17 protein-coding genes are annotated in these 14458 nt (G+C 44.0%); 14 read left to right on the top strand and 3 right to left on the bottom strand.

Features of this window, described 5'->3' with window-relative positions; translation table 11 throughout:
- The first annotated feature begins 145 nt into the window (after positions 1-145).
- The 10 genes from FFR00_RS01775 to pstB all read left to right on the top strand — a co-directional run bounded on the left by FFR00_RS01775 (position 146) and on the right by pstB (position 9400).
- The gene (locus FFR00_RS01775; protein WP_161985068.1) at positions 146-1345 is read left to right on the top strand and encodes an ABC transporter substrate-binding protein; all 1200 of its coding nucleotides are present in this window, start codon (positions 146-148) and stop codon (positions 1343-1345) included.
- Between the two features lie 108 nt (positions 1346-1453).
- On the top strand, positions 1454-2077 hold the full coding sequence (locus FFR00_RS01770; RefSeq protein ID WP_137671639.1) for a metalloregulator ArsR/SmtB family transcription factor: 624 nt from the start codon (positions 1454-1456) through the stop codon (positions 2075-2077).
- On the top strand, positions 2074-2514 hold the full coding sequence (locus FFR00_RS01765) for a hypothetical protein (RefSeq protein ID WP_137671638.1): 441 nt from the start codon (positions 2074-2076) through the stop codon (positions 2512-2514). Before FFR00_RS01770 ends, FFR00_RS01765 begins: the two co-directional genes overlap by 4 nt.
- A gap of 21 nt (positions 2515-2535) precedes the next feature.
- Positions 2536-3075 carry a DUF924 family protein gene (locus FFR00_RS01760; RefSeq protein ID WP_137671637.1) on the top strand — a complete coding sequence of 180 codons (540 nt, stop codon included), beginning with the start codon at positions 2536-2538 and terminating at the stop codon, positions 3073-3075.
- Between the two features lie 109 nt (positions 3076-3184).
- On the top strand, positions 3185-4930 hold the full coding sequence (locus FFR00_RS01755) for a murein L,D-transpeptidase (protein ID WP_137671636.1): 1746 nt from the start codon (positions 3185-3187) through the stop codon (positions 4928-4930).
- Positions 4931-5083: 153 nt separating this feature from the next.
- Positions 5084-5650: a DUF882 domain-containing protein gene (locus FFR00_RS01750; protein WP_161985067.1), complete on the top strand. Its 567-nt coding sequence runs from the start codon at positions 5084-5086 to the stop codon at positions 5648-5650.
- A 320-nt stretch (positions 5651-5970) separates the two neighbouring features.
- Complete coding sequence (locus FFR00_RS01745; RefSeq protein ID WP_137671635.1) at positions 5971-6786, top strand: phosphate ABC transporter substrate-binding protein; 816 nt, start codon at positions 5971-5973, stop codon at positions 6784-6786.
- A 77-nt stretch (positions 6787-6863) separates the two neighbouring features.
- On the top strand, positions 6864-7799 hold the full coding sequence (gene pstC, locus FFR00_RS01740) for a phosphate ABC transporter permease subunit PstC (protein ID WP_137671634.1): 936 nt from the start codon (positions 6864-6866) through the stop codon (positions 7797-7799).
- Positions 7799-8641: a phosphate ABC transporter permease PstA gene (gene pstA, locus FFR00_RS01735; RefSeq protein WP_137671633.1), complete on the top strand. Its 843-nt coding sequence runs from the start codon at positions 7799-7801 to the stop codon at positions 8639-8641. The genes pstC and pstA overlap by 1 nt, the downstream gene beginning before the upstream one ends.
- 9 nt (positions 8642-8650) lie before the next feature.
- The gene (gene pstB, locus FFR00_RS01730; RefSeq protein WP_137671632.1) at positions 8651-9400 is read left to right on the top strand and encodes a phosphate ABC transporter ATP-binding protein PstB; all 750 of its coding nucleotides are present in this window, start codon (positions 8651-8653) and stop codon (positions 9398-9400) included.
- Between the two features lie 49 nt (positions 9401-9449).
- Here pstB and FFR00_RS01725 read toward each other — a convergent pair whose 3' ends face one another.
- Positions 9450-9662 carry a DUF1289 domain-containing protein gene (locus tag FFR00_RS01725; protein WP_137671631.1) on the bottom strand — a complete coding sequence of 71 codons (213 nt, stop codon included), beginning with the start codon at positions 9660-9662 and terminating at the stop codon, positions 9450-9452.
- 29 nt (positions 9663-9691) lie between these two features.
- Positions 9692-10636 (bottom strand): tRNA-modifying protein YgfZ, encoded by a 945-nt coding sequence (gene ygfZ, locus FFR00_RS01720; protein ID WP_137671630.1) that lies wholly within the window; start codon positions 10634-10636, stop codon positions 9692-9694.
- A 154-nt stretch (positions 10637-10790) separates the two neighbouring features.
- On the opposite strand from ygfZ, the gene FFR00_RS01715 reads away from it, so the two are divergent.
- The gene (locus FFR00_RS01715; RefSeq protein WP_137671629.1) at positions 10791-11036 is read left to right on the top strand and encodes a succinate dehydrogenase assembly factor 2; all 246 of its coding nucleotides are present in this window, start codon (positions 10791-10793) and stop codon (positions 11034-11036) included.
- Positions 11008-11409 (top strand): protein YgfX, encoded by a 402-nt coding sequence (locus FFR00_RS01710; RefSeq protein WP_137671628.1) that lies wholly within the window; start codon positions 11008-11010, stop codon positions 11407-11409. The genes FFR00_RS01715 and FFR00_RS01710 overlap by 29 nt, the downstream gene beginning before the upstream one ends.
- A gap of 70 nt (positions 11410-11479) precedes the next feature.
- Here the strand turns inward: FFR00_RS01710 and nadB are convergent, their stop codons facing one another.
- Positions 11480-13093, bottom strand: coding sequence for an L-aspartate oxidase (gene nadB / locus FFR00_RS01705; protein WP_137671627.1), 1614 nt, complete (start codon positions 13091-13093; stop codon positions 11480-11482).
- Between the two features lie 200 nt (positions 13094-13293).
- On the opposite strand from nadB, the gene rpoE reads away from it, so the two are divergent.
- A complete protein-coding gene (gene rpoE, locus FFR00_RS01700; RefSeq protein ID WP_137671626.1) occupies positions 13294-13872 on the top strand; it encodes an RNA polymerase sigma factor RpoE in 579 nt (192 codons plus the stop codon).
- Positions 13873-13893: 21 nt separating this feature from the next.
- A complete protein-coding gene (locus FFR00_RS01695; RefSeq protein WP_137671625.1) occupies positions 13894-14430 on the top strand; it encodes a sigma-E factor negative regulatory protein in 537 nt (178 codons plus the stop codon).
- The last annotated feature ends 28 nt before the right edge of the window (positions 14431-14458 follow it).

Here is a 14458-nt window from a genome sequence, read left to right as displayed (position 1 = left end):
ATTCGCACACTTAAGCGCCAAGCAGGCCTTCGCACTGGAGACTACCTACCTTATGTTTTATATGGTTAAATCTTTTCGTTTGGTAGCGAGCGTAATTTGCGGGCTACTGATATCAACGACGAGTGATGCTGCTGAAGAGTTGGGAGTGGAAACACTCGCTTTATCTCAATCGCAATCGCTTACTTTGGTTTTAATGCCTAGCAGTGGCAAACAGCGTGAAGCCTATAAACGCTTGATTGAGCAATTTAGTGAGAACTACCCAGATGTGGCAGTGGGAACCCTTGTTTACGAAAGCGAATACTACAAAAAAAACATTGAAAGCATTTTGCAAAGTAACGACGGCGAAGGTGATTTGTTCTTTTGGTTTGGTGGGGAGCGCTTACGTAAACTCGCCGAAGAGGACTATCTGCTTGATATTAGCTCTTGGTGGCAAAAAGGTGAGTGGAGCGAAAAGTTTAGTGCATCTTCAGAGCAAGCATCTCAGCTGAATCAAGCCCACTTTGCTTTGCCAATTAATTATTATCAGTGGGGATTTTATTATCGTCATTCGATGATTCGCCACTATCCAGATACCTTTACCTCATGGCCGCAACTGCTAAACACTTGCCAAGAGTTAGCCAAACAGGGTAGGCACTTGGTGAGCATTGGAACCAAAGATGCGTGGCCAGTAGCGGGGTGGTTTGATTATATTAATTTACGCCTGAATGGCTTAGCTTTTCATCAGCAATTGTTAGCCGGGGAAATCTCATTTTACGATCCTCGTGTTGAACAGGTTTTTAGCTTTTGGCAGCAAGCCATCTCCGCTCAATGTTTCATTCCTAGTAGCGATCAGCTGCGTTGGAAACAAGCGCTTCCGGCGATGTATCGTGGTAAAGCCGCGTCAGTACTAATGGGTAATTTCTTTGTGGCTACGGTGCCAGAACGGGTAACAAATGATTTAGCGTTTGCGGCGTTTCCGCCACTCAAAGCGGGACAAGACTATTATGAGGAAGCCCCAATTGATGTGATTGTGGCTCATAAGCAAGCTGAAGGAAATGTAGCGGCTTATCAATTTTTAGATTTCTTAGTCTCAAGCCAAGCTTTAGTTGCCCTTAACCAAGACCTAGGCAAAATTAATCCATTGCTCAACGCGCCAGCTAGTAGCGACAAATTTATAAAAGAAGGCGAGCAGTTGCTGCGTAATGCCAAAGGTGTGTCGCAGTTTTTTGATCGTGATAGCCCAAGAGAATTTGCCAGCCCAGCTATGGCAGTGATGGTTGATTTTTTGGAGCAGCGAATTGATGCTAAGCAAGCAATGCAACAAATAGAAGCTATTCGCAGTAAGGTGTTTGATTCCGCTGATTAAGTTTTATCTTTTAGTTTGGGTTTCTGCCTAAGGACTTAATATAGTTCTAACTTTACAAAGATGTTGGCAATGACAATAATGTGATTATTCAAGCCTTAGGAATTTCCCATGAAAACCACAGATAACATCTTATACCGTATTAAAAGCCAAGGTGGCCAAACGGTAAAGATGTTGGCCGAGCAACTGGCTATAACCAGTATGGGTGTAAGGCAGCACTTACAAAGTCTTGAAAAAGAGGGCTTGATTGAACATTTTGACCAAAAAGTAAAAGTAGGTCGGCCCACTCGGTTCTGGCAACTTACTGATAAAGGCCATGGCCGTTTCCCCGATTGCCATAGTGATTTAAGTGTTCAGTTGTTGGGCGCGGTACAACAAGTGTTTGGTGATGCAGGCATGGAACAGCTTATTAGTCATCGCGAGCAACAAAGCTTTAGTGCATACCAACAAGCGCTAGCAGGGCACACGGACATAGCCGATAAACTTGAGCGACTCAGTGCCAAACGAAGCCAAGAAGGTTACATGGCTAGCTGGCAAAAAGATCAGCAAGATTACTATTTTATTGAGGACCATTGCCCAATATGTGTAGCCGCTACCGAGTGCCAAGGTTTGTGTCGCTCAGAGTTAGAAATGCTGCAAAAGCTGTTTGTAGAGTGCCAAGTGGAGCGCACTGAACATATTGTTACTGGTTCGCGCCGCTGCGCTTACAAACTCAGCCCGTTGGATAAAGCATGATAAAAGTTCAGATTTGCTTGTTGTTATTGAGCCCTTTGTTTAGTTCGTTTATAGCGGCCTGTGAGTTGGCGGCTATTCCTTTTAGTGAGCAACGTATGGGTTGTGGTTGTAGTTACTACTTCCCCGCTAAACCGCCGATTAGGCCAAGCATTGTGTTGCAAACTGACCTTGATGGCACGAATCCAATAATGATGCGCAATGGTAAATTGGTGAACCTTTGGGGGGCGCGGCCTAGCGCCCTGTTAATTGAGCCTGGTTATCGTTCGCTGCAAGGTTTTCGCTATCACGCGACTTCAATACAGCTTGAGAATATGATTAGACCAGGCTGTACTTGGGGCGAACCAGGCTGTGAAGTAGTCGGGTATCTAAGCCAAATTGCTACGGCAGAAAACTATCAGCAATGCCAATGGGCCTTACAAGGTGATTGTGGTTGTTAACTTGGACAAAAAGGCATCAAGATGAAGTATGAAGAAGTACTCGAGTTTTGGTTTGAGCAATTAAGTCCCCAGCAATGGTTTAGTGTTGATGAAGGCTTAGACAAGCTTATTTCTCAGCGTTTTAGCGCCTTGTTTGAACAAGCGACACAATGTGAATTGTTTAGCTGGCGTGAGAGTGCAGAAGGCTGTTTAGCTGAAGTGATTGTACTTGATCAGTTTTCTAGAAACATTTATCGCGGCTCGTCTAAAGCATTTGCCAGTGATTCCTTAGCGCTCGCCTTAGCACAGCATGCGGTGAGTAATGGCCAAGATCAGCAGCTAGCAAGTTCACAGCGAAACTTTTTATATATGCCTTACATGCATAGCGAATCTTTGTTGGTTCATCAACAAGCTGAATGCCTGTTTAATCAAACAGGTTTAGAGCAAAGCTATCAATTTGAACTGAAACATAAAGTGATTATTGAGCAGTTTGGTCGTTACCCTCACCGCAATAAAATACTAGGTAGGGAGTCTAGCCAAGCCGAGTTAGATTTTTTAGCCGGGCCAAATTCTTCTTTCTAAACGATCTCATAGACTTAAAGCGCTGACATAAAAATGTCATGTTTTTTTGTGCTGCCAAACCCACTTAGACACTAAGCTTTAAAGGTATTAGTTGGTGTTGGAGTAGTGGGTGAGAAGGTTGCTGTTTAGCCTATTGGTGAGTTTATTTTCAGTTAATGTATACGCTAGCGTGAGTTTGCTGGGGCCGAGTGACGAGCCTCAAAACGTATTTAAACAAGCCAATCAGCAGCCGAGCAACAGCACAGCAATGCCAAGTCATTCTATTGTTGTTAAAGGTGCGCAAACCAATGAAGTGGGCCTTGGAGAACGTTTACTCAGTCGGCTTAATTGGCCTCCTTATGATCCGCAATCGAACTTGCTCGTTACCGATATTAGCGCTTACCAATTGCGTTACCCACAGCTTCAGCAGTCAATTCAGTACTTTCATCCGGAGCCTCTATGGTATGGCTACCCTCAGGCAAGAAATGCACGTGACCAATTACAATGGTTACTGCTGGAGTTAAGTCTCGCGGGCGGGCCTAAGCAGCTTAGTGATTGGTTAAGGCAAATTAATCATGTAGATAACGACAGCCCACAATGGGAAGCTTTGTATACCGATGCTTATCTTGGTGTGATGGCCTTTAGCCAGCAGCTGATGCGTTTAGATTACGCCCAAAGCATGGCATTAAATGACATCGCGACGACGCCATTACACATTTTAATTGATGAGCCGTGGTTAGCACGATTAAGCCGTAGCGATCTTTACCAGCAGCTAACCGGCTTAAGAGGTGAGCTTGACATAGAGCGTTTGCGCTATCGCCAGCAGATTTTATATTGGGTCAATGCTCAGCAGCAGCGTCAGTCTGCAGATAACATTAAGCGCGGCCAGCTGATTCATGCTGGAGGCCGCGACTCTCGGGTTCCGTTAGTACGCCAACGTTTAGCTGAGTTTGATATTGCTAATCAGTTTAGTGACGATTTGGACCAAGCAGAACTAATGGACCAAGCTACAGTGAACGCCTTACAACAGTTTCAGGCACAGCATGGGCTAAAAGCAGATGGTATTGTGGGCAACGATACTTTGTATTGGCTTAACTTTAAGCCGATTCATCGCTCTAAAATGTTGGCTAGAAACTTACTGAGAAAACAACTGTTACAACGCTTTATGCTAGTGTCTGACCAGCAACGAATAATGGTAAATGTGCCTGCTTATCAAATGACGTATATGAACAAAGGTGCAGAGGTGTTTCAATCTAAAGTGGTGGTTGGTCGAGCTTCACGCGCCACACCGCTATTAGTGAGTGAAATTAGCAGTGTGGTTATTAATCCCTACTGGAACGTACCTAGAACCATTGTGCGTAGAGACATTATTCCTAAGCTTCGCCGTGACCCTAGTTATGTAGAGCAACAACGTTTTGAGTTGTTTGATTATCACGGAGCCGCAGTACAAAGTGAGCAGATTGATTGGACTCTGGTAAAAGATACTGGTGCTTTCCCATATCGTATGCGTCAGCGTCCAGGGCCAGGTAATGCCTTAGGGGCTTACAAGTTCCACTTTGATAACCAATTTGCGGTATACCTGCATGATACCTCTTCACCTGAATTATTTTCGGAGCAGCAACGAGCGTTTAGTTCAGGATGTGTTCGAGTGGAAGCGGCTGAAATACTAGCGGCTACCTTGTTAAAACAAGCCGGTTATAGTGATCAGTATAAACAGCATTTAATTGCTAAAGGAGAGCCCAAATGGGTGCCTTTAAGGCAAAAGGTCCCTGTTTATCTCGTTTATTTTACTTCGTGGTTTGATGGCTCTGGCGGTTTGCATTATCGAAAAGATATTTATAACTTTGAAGCTAGCGAAAGCGCTCTGGCAAGCTAAAAAAGCTCAATTTAACAGAAGCTTAATCCAACTGTGTAAACAATGTTTGCTTGCATAAGGCAAATGTTTCTTAGTGCTTTGTTTGATTTTTAGGTCTCTTATCGGTATTTTGCTCCAAAATGGTGGTTTTTTGATCTATTGGGGTGAGTGTAAATGTTAGACCGAAAGATGAAACGGCGGTCGTTGTTGTTGGGTTTGAGCGCTGGGTTAATCGGTCTTGGAATACCAAAAAGCTTCGCAAGTTCAAGTATTGCTAGAGAGTTACCTGGCGAGCGCTTCCTAAGTATGACTAGCTTACATACCAATGAAAGTTGTGAGGTATGTTTTTGGAAAGATGGTCAGTTTCAAGAGAAAGAAGTAAAGCAGTTAGATAGCTTGTTGCGAGATTTTAGGCGCAATGAAGCCACCGATATGGATAAGGCGCTATATATGCAAATGGCACTGCTTCAAGAACGTCTTGGTGGCAATGTTAAGTTTGACATTATTTCTGGATATCGTTCGCCAGCAACTAACGAAATGCTACGCAGTAAAAGTGGCGGTGTGGCGAAGAAGAGTTTTCATATGACCGGGCAAGCCATCGACTTAAGGGTGCAGGGGTATGACTTAGCTAAAGTTCATCGCGCGGCACTAGAGTTGAAATTAGGCGGGGTGGGGTATTACCCACGCAGTGGTTTTATCCACCTTGATACCGCAAGAGTACGCAACTGGCGTGGCTCTTAAGTTAAAAACACCGTCACATGTTAGAAGGCGTAAGTAATTATTACTTACGCCTTTTTTATTACCTGATGTATCGCTGCGAAGGTGGAGTACCGGCTTAATAATCTGAATCATATGCTTTTTTTAGTCACAAGCTTCTTATTGTTTAGCGATTTGTGGTTAATACCATGTAAATTAGGTATATGAATAGATAAAAAATCTATAAATAACCTGAAACATTTCCCAAAAGTTCTTTTTGTAATGTTTTTGTCATATTGGGTTGTTTCAATGCATCCCGACTTAGACAAACTGATTGTTAATTTTTAATTGCGAAGAGAAATCTTATGAAAACCAAGTTAATCACGGCATTAAGTGCTGCTTCTATGTTGTTTGCTGCAAGTTCATTTGCTAGTAACACTGTTACGGTCTCAGGTTCTACTTCAGTATCTGGCATCATGGAAGTACTTGCTGAGAGGTATCAGGCTACTCAGCACGATGTGGTTGAAGTACAAAGTACTGGCTCGTCTGCTGGTATTCGCGCTGCTAAAGAAGGTACCAGCATGATTGGTATGTCTTCTCGTGATGTTAAAGATTCAGAGAAAAACCAAAGCACTCAAGAAGTGATTATGGCGATGGACGGTATCGCAGTAGCGGTTAACAATGCTAACTCAGTAAAAGATTTAAGCATTGAGCAAGTTAAAAAAATCTACATGGGTGAGATTAAAAACTGGAAAGAAGTAGGTGGCGCTGACCAACCTATCGTGGCAGTAACGCGTGAAGTAGGTTCAGGTACTCGTGGTGCATTTGAAGACATCATGGGTCTAACCCGAAAAATTAACGATATTACTGTTACTGCCATCTCTCCACGCGCTCAAGTGGCTAGTGGTAATGGTGCTATCAAAACCTTAGTGGCTAACAACCCATACGCTATTGGTTTTATCTCTCTAGGTTCAGTTGACGGTTCATTAGCTGCTGTATCTATTGAAGGTGCTGCTGCTACTAAAGACAACATCAAGTCTGGTGCTTACGGTATTGCCCGCCCATTCGTATTGTTGGTAAACAACCAGCCAGCCGCTGAAGCACAACAGTTCCTTGATTACATCATGGGTACTGCTGGCCAAGCCATTGTAGCTGAAGAAGGCTACATCGAAGTTAACTAAGTTTCCTATTCGAAACGAAGAAAAGAGGCATAGCAATATGCCTCTTTGTTGTACGTTGATTTTGGAATGAAAATAAAATGAATCAAACGATTGCTGCTCCAACTCAAGAATTTGAGTTTAAAAATCCGGCGCTGATAGATGCGCTTAACCAGTCTGCTCAAAAGGTCGACTGGGTTGGTCGTATTTTTAACTTACTATTTTTGGTGAGTGCATTAATTGGCGTGATATCAGTGGCCACTATTGGCTACTTTTTGGTGCTTGAAGGTTTACCGGCGATTCAGTTTGCTGGCTTAACCAATTTCTTATTAGGTGTAGATTGGTATCCACCTGCGCTATACGGCATTGGAGCAATGATCGTTGCTTCGGTGGTATCGGCTTTAGGTGCGGTAGTCATTGGTGTTCCGGTTGCCTTGTTAACCGCGATATTTTTAGCAGAAGTCGCGCCTAAATGGTTAGCTAACATGATTCGACCAGCGGTTGAGTTGTTAGCGGGTATCCCTTCTGTTGTCTACGGCTTCTTTGGTTTAGTGATTATCGTACCAGCCATCGAATCAACCTTTAATGTGCCAGCCGGTAGTACGTTGTTAGCAGGTATAGTTGTACTGGCGGTGATGATTTTACCCACGGTTATTACTATTGCTGAAACCTCGATTCGCGCCATCCCTAAAACCTATAAAGAAGGCTCTTATGCCTTAGGTGCATCGCCAATGTTCACTATTTTAAAAGTGATGTTGCCGGCTGCGCGCTCGGGTATTTTGGCGGGTGTTGTGTTGGGGGTAGCACGTGCAGTAGGCGAAACCATGGCCATTATTATGGTCATGGGGAACTCAACAGCTATGCCAGGTTCGTTGCTGGATTCAGCTCGCTCATTAACGGCGAATATTGCTTTGGAAATGTCTTATGCAACAGGCATTCATGCAAGTTCGTTGTACTCAACCGGTATTGTGCTATTGGTGTTTGTGATGCTGCTAAATACTAGTTTGCTTGTATTAAACCGTAAGAGGGTGAAGTAATGCGCCGTCGTATTGAAGATAATGTTGCGCTAAGCCTTATTTGGGGCGGAGCCGGCATGACCATTTTATTTTTAGCGTGGATGCTTTGGCATATTCTTAGCAACGGCCTAAGCCATGTTAGTTGGGAGTTCGTTAGCTCTGCGTACACTACTATTGGTGAAACTTCGGGGATTTTCTCGATGATTGTTTCCACCATTTATATGGTGGTGTTATCCATTTCTATTGCTGCGCCCATTGGCATTATGACCGCGCTGTACTTAACCGAGTACGCCAAGCCAGGCAGTCAATTAGTTAAAATTATTCGTTTTTGTACAGAGTCATTGGCGGGTATTCCGTCAATTATTTACGGCCTATTTGGTATGACCTTTTTTGTGGTGACCTTAGGTTTAGGCTTTTCAATTTTATCTGGCGCGTTAACGCTGGCTATATTGATTTTGCCAGTGATTATTCGAACCACAGAAGAAGCGCTGATTGCCGTTCCACAATCTTACCGTGAGGCGTCTTACGGTTTAGGTAGCTCGCGAATCTACACTATTTGGCGAGTGATTTTGCCATCTGCGATGCCGGGTATTGTGACAGCAGTTATTTTAAGTACTGGTCGAATTATCGGTGAATCTGCCCCGGTGTTTTTAACCGCAGGTATGGTAACCAGAATCCCTGAATCAGTGCTGGATTCTGGCCGTACCTTAACGGTTCATTTGTACAAATTAACCCAAGAATTGTTCACTGTTAATGAATGGAATCAAGCCTACGCAACTGCCACCGTACTTATTATTTTGGTGCTTGCTATTAACCTACTGACTAAATTGATCGCGAGTCGATTCAACAAAGCTGCTTACTAAGAGATTGATATGAATAAGTTTGACGTTAAAGAACTTGATTTACATTACGGCGACACCCACGCATTAAAAGGCATTAACTTACCGATCCCTGAAAAGAAGGTTACAGCGTTAATTGGCCCTTCAGGTTGTGGGAAATCTACCTTATTACGAACCTTAAATCGTATGAACGATTTAATTGAGAACGTCACCATTAAGGGCGATGTAAAACTAGAAGGTAAAGACATTTACCAAGATCGCAATGTAGCAGCACTGCGTATGAAAGTAGGTATGGTTTTTCAAAAAGCTAACCCGTTTCCAATGAGCATATACGAGAACGTAGCTTATGGTTTAAAGGCCCAAGGGATCCGCAATAAAAAGGTCTTGGATGAAACTGTAGAAACGGCACTTCGTAGCGCTGCATTGTGGGATGAAGTGAGTGATCGTTTAAACAGCCCAGCATTTGGTTTGTCTGGTGGTCAGCAGCAGCGTTTGTGTATTGCACGTACTATTGCTATTCAACCCGATGTGATTTTGATGGATGAGCCAACCAGCGCGCTAGACCCTATCGCGACTCACAAAATTGAAGAGTTAATGGATGAGCTGCGTAAAAAGTTCACCATTGTGATTGTTACGCATTCTATGGCGCAGGCTAAACGCATTTCAGATAAAACTGCATTTTTCTGGATGGGTGAATTAGTTGAGCATGGCGACACCGAGCAAGTATTTACAGCACCAGTAGACGAGCGAACCCGTGGTTATGTAAACGGCGACTTTGGTTAAGTTTATTGCTTAATAAAAAGCCGCTGGTTACGCAGCGGCTTTTTTGTATTTAGCGATTAATAGGCAAAGACTCTATATGCCATTTAGGGGCATCTCTTCGGCGTTGCTCACAACGCTTCAAAATGGCTTTTTTCGCTTCGTTATTTACCCCTGTCCACGCACAAATTTCATCTAGACGACGAAAGCAACCGACACAAACATCTTCACCATCGAGGGTACACTGGCGAATACAGGGTGATTCAATTTGCTCTTGTAAGTCCATTTTCGTGTACCTCGACAGTTATAATCTGCTCACTCTACCAAGCTATAAGGAAGCTGGGCGATGGTATACAGGCTTTGCTCATCACCTGCTAAGCGAAACTTAGCTTCTGCATCGGTATCATTATTAAGCACCGCTAATAACTCTATATAGCCAGGCTCAAGTTGTACCGCTTGTAACACAGTGCCTTTACCGCGCCAATTGTCACCCATTTGCTGCTCTAAGCGATCACCCGCTTTGGGTAATGTATTGCCATGACCAGCAAGACGTAACGAAGCGCGTTTATTGGCTCCACGATATTTAGCGCGGGCAATGGTTTCTTGGCCTGTGTAGCAGCCTTTAGAAAAGCTTAGTGCATCGAGGTGCTGCAAATTAAGCGCTTGAGGAATGAATTGCTGCTGAGTTTGCTGCTCAATGGTAGGCAAGCCTGACACAATTTGCAGTGCTCGCCACAACTCGTTAGCGTCTAGATCACTGCTCGGTGCATCTTGCCCCCAGTCAGCCGCTTCGGTAATCACCAAATAACGGCGCTTAGGGCCGTCGATATGCACACAAATACCTTGTTCGATTAATCCGCCATGGCTAGCAATTTCTTCACCAAACTTCTCGGCAATGTAATGCGGTGCTTCGCTGCCCATTACTGCCGTGGTATGTAAGGTGGTTTCGGTTTCGATATTTACTTTTGAGAATACCGCATACTTTTTTAATTCTTTTAACTGAGATTCAGCCAAGGATTGAGGCTGCAGGTAGAGGTAGTCTTGCTCTAGGCGCAGTAAACGCAGTACCGACCATATTTTGCCCGTTGGATCGCAATGAGCAGCAAGGCTTTGTTGACCAGGAGATAAGCTATTTACGTCACAGCTCAATTGGCCTTGTAGGTAGCTATTAGCATCTTCGCCGCTCACTCTAACCAAGTGCCATTGGTCTAATGGTTGAACTAATAATGGAGGCAAAGTACATAAAGTTTGTTGAGACATAGTCGACTTCCGTTGAGAGCTAGGTCAAGCTTATTAAGGTGTAATTTGGTGGCTGAAATGGTATCTTCGTTAATACTTTTACAGCGCCGCTAATAAGCCTTTTAATGGGCTTCAGTATTGCTGACCAGTGTAACTCATGTCTACAAGGAACAACATGCAGGAAAATAAGTCACGTTTAAAATGGGCCTGTCGTAGGGGAATGTTAGAGCTTGATGTGTTGTTTATGCCTTTTGTTGATGAGGCTTATGACGAATTAAGCGACGAGCAAAAACAAACCTTTAAACGTTTATTGGCTTGTGACGATCCTGATTTGTTCGCTTGGTTTATGGGCCACAAAGAATGTGAAGATCAACAACTCGCAGACATGGTTGATGTTATTCTCAAGCGCGTCAAAGTGTGAGTTCTCGGCAGCGCGCTCGCGCTGCTACTTCTATTTAGTCTTCGCCAATGGCTTGCTGCAAGTTACTTTGCTGTTAGCTTTTCCTGAGTTGATGCCGCTCTTTGCTTTGTGCCTTTTGGCGACAAGCTGCTTTTTTTACCATTGGTGGCATTACCAACCTAGTGGGTACTTTAGTGCTGAGCAGATTGTGTATCAGCAAGGTGAACATCACGTTAAGCACTTATGGTTGGCCAATTCTCGGGTAGCTTTTGGAGCGTGTTTGGTGGTTTCTAGCACTCAAGATAAGCCTACTATCAAAGTGATTTTTGCCGACAGCTTACCCAATGATGTTTACCGCCAGCTGTGCTTTGTTATCAACTTCCCGCAAGCTTAGTAACTATCTCCTGCTTTAGAGAGCGACAGAGACAAAAAAGGCTTACCGTAGTAAGCCTTTTAAAGCGCGTTTAAGCGTCGTTATCATCTTCTTGGTAGAAGGTTTCTGGGTCTAAAATAGTGGGTTTAATTTTGTCTAGCTTATCTGGATAATCTAGATTGTAATGCAGGCCGCGACTTTCATGGCGGCGCATGGCACAACCTACAATTAACTCAGCAACTTGCAACAAATTACGTAGTTCTAGCAAATTATTGCCCACTTTAAAGTTTGAGTAGTACTCAAAAATTTCTTGCTGCAGCAAGTGAATTCTTCGCATTGCTCGCTGTAAGCGTTTATTAGTACGAACGATGCCTACGTAGTCCCACATAAACAAGCGCAGTTCGTGCCAGTTGTGGTTAATAATAACTTCTTCATCTGAATCACTCACTTGGCTGTCGTCCCAAGGTTGTATTTGATGGCAAAGCTCAACATCATTTAAGTGCTGCTTAATGTGCTGGCTGGCGGCATGAGCAAACACTACACACTCCAGCAAAGAGTTACTGGCCATGCGGTTAGCGCCATGTAAACCGGTATAAGCCACTTCGCCAATCGCGTATAAGTTGGCTAAGTCGGTTTCGCCTTGCAGGTTGGTGACCACGCCACCACATGTATAGTGGGCAGCGGGCACTACCGGGATTGATTGTTTGCGAATATCAATGCCCAGTTCTAAGCAGCGTTTGAGAATAGTAGGGAAGTGAAGCTCAATAAATTCATCGTCACGATGGCTAATATCAAGGTATACACAATCGGCACCTAGGCGCTTCATTTCATAATCGATAGCGCGAGCCACAACATCACGTGGGGCGAGTTCTTCGCGTGAATCAAAGTCTGGCATAAAACGGCTGCCGTCAGGACGTTTTAATAAGGCTCCTTCACCACGAAGCGCTTCGGTAAGTAAAAAATTACGCGCTTCAGGATGGAATAAACAGGTTGGATGGAACTGATTAAATTCCATATTACCCACACGGCAACCTGCACGCCAGGCCATGGCAATACCATCGCCGCTGCTTACATCTGGGTTACTGGTGTACTGATAAACTTTGCTGGCGCCGCCAGTCGCCATTGCCACAAATTTGGCTTTAACTACTTCTACGCGTTCTTTATTACGGTTCCAAACGTACGCGCCAACAACCCGTTTTTCATTACTGGTGGTTTCGGTGATTAAGTCCACGGCATTAAAACGTTCTAGCAAAGTAATATTAGGGTGGCTAAGCACTGCTCTTACTAAGGTTTTTTGAACGGCCTTACCAGTGGCGTCTGCAGCATGCAGAATACGGCGGCGGCTATGACCGCCTTCACGCGTAAGGTGGTACTTGGATTCGCCGTTAGTGGCGGTTTCTTGGTCGAAGGGCACACCAAGGTTAATGAGCCAATCAATACACTGCTTGCTGTTTTCTGCGGTAAATTTAACCGCTTCTTCATCACATAAGCCGTCTCCGGCTATCAAGGTATCATTGACATGTTCTTCTACGCTGTCATTCTTATCAAACACTGCGGCGATACCGCCCTGAGCATAATAAGTGGAACCTTCTTTCAGTGGCCCTTTGCTCAGCACGTGGACTTTGGCATAATCAGCCAAGTTTAAGGCCATAGTTAAGCCTGCAGCGCCACTGCCTATTATTAGAACATCGCTAGTGTATTCCATAGATGCGCTCTTATACGTAGTTAAAAGAAAAATTGGAGTATAAGCTAGTTTAACTGAAACTTACTCAAGTTTGCAGTGTCTCACAGAGGCGCAAAATTTTATTTGGTTGGAAGAGAACTTTTTTGAAAACAAGCAGTCTGAAGAGATGTGCCGCCAAAAAAGCTACCGAAACTCAAGCATTAGGGAGACGGTAGTTACAGATGTCAGAACAGTGGACAGATCAAACGTTGGTCGAACGGACACAGCGTGGCGATAAAGCGGCATTTAATTTGTTGGTACAAAAATACCAACATAAGGTAACAAACCTTATATCACGTTATATCGTGAATCATGGTGATGTAGCAGATGTAACGCAAGATGCGTTTATCAAAGCTTACCGTGCTTTACCTAACTTTCGAGGCGAAAGTGCGTTTTATACTTGGTTGTACCGAATTGCGGTTAATACTGCGAAAAACCATATTGTGGCTCAAGGGCGTAGACCCCCAGCAAATGATGTGGATGCGGAGGAAGCAGAGTTTTACGATGGCGCTGAAGCTTTAAAAGAAGCTGACACTCCAGAAACTTTGTTGTTATCCGAAGAAATAAAAGAGGTAGTTTTTGCTACAATGGAAGGACTACCTGATGATTTGCGCACAGCAATTACTCTTCGAGAGATAGATGGCTTAAGCTACGAAGAGATTGCAAATGTAATGGATTGTCCTGTCGGAACCGTGAGATCACGGATATTTCGAGCAAGGGATGCAATTGAAAAGCGAATACAACCGCTTTTAAGTAGGTAACTTTGGGGATTAATGACCAATATGGCAAATAAAGAACAGTTATCCGCACTGGTTGATAACGAATTAACCGACGCAACACTGTTAGATCTGTTAGCCAATGAGCCAGAGCATACAGAGCAGTGGAGTAATTACCATTTGATTGGTGATGTACTTCGAGGCGACGCGCCAAAGCAAATCGATATAGATATTGCCAGTAAAGTTGCTTCAGCCCTAGAGCAAGAGCCTGCTATTGTAGCGCCTAAACCTCAGGTTACAGAGACTAAAGAATCTTCTGTTAAGGTGGTTCGTTTCTTTAAATACGCTGGCCAATATGCAATTGCTGCCTCGGTAGCTGTAGCGGCGATTATCGGTGTTCAACAATATTCTTTCCAAGCGGGCGATGCCGAACAGCCTCTGCCGGTTTTTAATACCGTGCCAGTGGGTGGTGCAGTAGCGCCAGTTAGCTTGCAGTCTAACCCACAGCCTCGTGAATTAAGCGAAGCTGAGATTATCGAACAACGTAAACGTATCAGTGCCTATTTACAGGACCACCGTTTTCAGCAACGTATCGTAGAGTAATAATATAGCCTATGCGCTTTAAGACTAT

This window comes from Agarivorans sp. Toyoura001 (genome assembly GCF_005405585.1).
Classification (GTDB): Bacteria; Pseudomonadota; Gammaproteobacteria; order Enterobacterales; family Celerinatantimonadaceae; genus Agarivorans.
The sequence above is the reverse complement of the archived record's forward strand: the minus strand, read 5'-3'. Positions and strand labels throughout refer to the sequence as shown.

What these genes read in the sequence shown, in the direction of transcription:
- pstC (WP_137671634.1), top strand. Translation starts at nt 6,864, where the DNA reads ATGAATCAAACGATTGCTGCTCCAACTCAAGAATTTGAGTTTAAAAAT.
- ygfZ (WP_137671630.1), bottom strand. Translation starts at nt 10,636, where the DNA reads ATGTCTCAACAAACTTTATGTACTTTGCCTCCATTATTAGTTCAACCA.
- FFR00_RS01725 (WP_137671631.1), bottom strand. Translation starts at nt 9,662, where the DNA reads ATGGACTTACAAGAGCAAATTGAATCACCCTGTATTCGCCAGTGTACC.
- FFR00_RS01695 (WP_137671625.1), top strand. Translation starts at nt 13,894, where the DNA reads ATGGCAAATAAAGAACAGTTATCCGCACTGGTTGATAACGAATTAACC.
- FFR00_RS01715 (WP_137671629.1), top strand. Translation starts at nt 10,791, where the DNA reads ATGCAGGAAAATAAGTCACGTTTAAAATGGGCCTGTCGTAGGGGAATG.
- FFR00_RS01770 (WP_137671639.1), top strand. Translation starts at nt 1,454, where the DNA reads ATGAAAACCACAGATAACATCTTATACCGTATTAAAAGCCAAGGTGGC.
- pstA (WP_137671633.1), top strand. Translation starts at nt 7,799, where the DNA reads ATGCGCCGTCGTATTGAAGATAATGTTGCGCTAAGCCTTATTTGGGGC.
- FFR00_RS01750 (WP_161985067.1), top strand. Translation starts at nt 5,084, where the DNA reads ATGTTAGACCGAAAGATGAAACGGCGGTCGTTGTTGTTGGGTTTGAGC.
- pstB (WP_137671632.1), top strand. Translation starts at nt 8,651, where the DNA reads ATGAATAAGTTTGACGTTAAAGAACTTGATTTACATTACGGCGACACC.
- FFR00_RS01745 (WP_137671635.1), top strand. Translation starts at nt 5,971, where the DNA reads ATGAAAACCAAGTTAATCACGGCATTAAGTGCTGCTTCTATGTTGTTT.
- FFR00_RS01710 (WP_137671628.1), top strand. Translation starts at nt 11,008, where the DNA reads ATGTTATTCTCAAGCGCGTCAAAGTGTGAGTTCTCGGCAGCGCGCTCG.
- FFR00_RS01760 (WP_137671637.1), top strand. Translation starts at nt 2,536, where the DNA reads ATGAAGTATGAAGAAGTACTCGAGTTTTGGTTTGAGCAATTAAGTCCC.
- FFR00_RS01765 (WP_137671638.1), top strand. Translation starts at nt 2,074, where the DNA reads ATGATAAAAGTTCAGATTTGCTTGTTGTTATTGAGCCCTTTGTTTAGT.
- rpoE (WP_137671626.1), top strand. Translation starts at nt 13,294, where the DNA reads ATGTCAGAACAGTGGACAGATCAAACGTTGGTCGAACGGACACAGCGT.
- nadB (WP_137671627.1), bottom strand. Translation starts at nt 13,093, where the DNA reads ATGGAATACACTAGCGATGTTCTAATAATAGGCAGTGGCGCTGCAGGC.